General features: G+C 66.2%; 1 protein-coding gene. It reads right to left on the bottom strand.

Annotation, left to right across the window (positions count from 1 at the left end; genetic code table 11):
• A partial coding sequence (locus AU192_RS21845) for an HNH endonuclease signature motif containing protein (RefSeq protein WP_064399624.1) occupies positions 1 to 1,423 on the bottom strand: 1,423 nt, incomplete at its 3' end.
• Positions 1,424 to 1,438 lie beyond the last annotated feature (15 nt).

Here is a 1,438-nt window from a genome sequence, read left to right as displayed (position 1 = left end):
CGGGTTCGGGCGAAGTGGCGGTGTCGTTGTGGCTGCGGGTTTCCTGCTCGTCGGGTGGGCGCAGGAGTCGTTCGGGTCGGTGGTAGTAGTTCAGCCGCGCCTGGCCGGTGTCCAGTTCGGGCGGTGGAAGCCATTCGACCTCGCAGCGTTCGTTCATCCGGGTGGACCAGCCGCCATCGTCGTTGACGCTGCGGTTGTCTGCCCCGCAGGCGAGGCCCAGTTCGTCGATGTTGGTGTTGCCGCCTTTCGACCAGTCGGCTTCCACGTGATGCACTTGGCAGCCATAGGCACCGACGGTGCAGCATGGCTTGGTGCATCCGCCATCGCGCGCGATGAGCATGATCCGTTGCGCCGGGGTGGCGATTCGCTTGGCGCGGAACAGGTCCAGGGCCGACCCGGTCGCGCCGTCGAACACCGCCAGGTAGTGGTTGGCGTGGCCGGCCAACCGGATGACATCAGCGATCGGCATGACCGTGCCCCCGCCGGTGGTGCCGACCCCGGCCCGAGATTCCAGCTCCCGCAGGGTGGTGCGAATGATGACCGAGACGGGCAGCCCGTTGAGTTGGCCGAGTTCGCCGCTCATCAGGGCGATGCGCCCGACGGCGATCATCGCGTCGTGTTGACGCTGGGCCAGACTGCGGTGGTCGTTGTCGATCTGAGCCTGTGTCGGGGTCCCCGATGTGCAGGGTTCGGGATCGTCGGGATTGCACATACCCGGTGCGGCGTACTTGGCGAAGATCGCTTCCCACACCGCCCACGCTTCGGGGGTCAAAGTTGCGAAGATGTCAATCATCCCGTCGGAGCGCTGTTTTTTCTTGGTGACCCCGCGCTTGCGGGCGCGCTCGGCGTCATCGGGTTCGGGCCCGTCCTGATCGAGCAAGAACAGCGTCAGATCGGCGCTGTCCTTGAGTTCCTTGGGACCCACGCCGACCGCCGTGCGGACCAGGTCGACCTCGAACTGCTCCCTGGTGGCCGCATCCACCCAGCCCGGCAACCTGTCAACGGCCTTGCGGATGACCTCCACGTGCTCGCCGTTGATCAGTCCGTGAGCTTGCGCGACCGCCGTCGCGGGCAACGCCGGCGGCAGCGACGGTCCGGTCACCGATTGACGGGGCGCCAGCAGGGCAGCTTCGGTCAGACGCCGGTTGGCCTCGGTGGTCGAGATCCGCCAGCGGACCCTCAACACCTCTTTCCACGATTTGGCACCCATCTGTTGCGGCGTCGCCTCGGTCTGCAGGCGGGCGAGCAAGCGGTGACTCATCGTGGGGAACTGGCAGCCGAGACCTTCGAGCTCATCAAGTGCGGTGACCAGGTCGGGGCGGGTCAGCAAGTCGACCTCACAGGCGGCCACCTTCTCGTAGGCCGCACGCAACGCGGTGATCGCGTCCTGCAGGTCGCTTCCCGACATGCCTCGAACATACATTCGACCACTGACAAA

Origin of the sequence: Mycobacterium lehmannii (assembly GCF_001499925.1) — a bacterium.
Classification (GTDB): domain Bacteria; phylum Actinomycetota; class Actinomycetes; order Mycobacteriales; family Mycobacteriaceae; genus Mycobacterium; species Mycobacterium lehmannii.
This window is presented reverse-complemented; position numbering and strand designations above follow the sequence as displayed.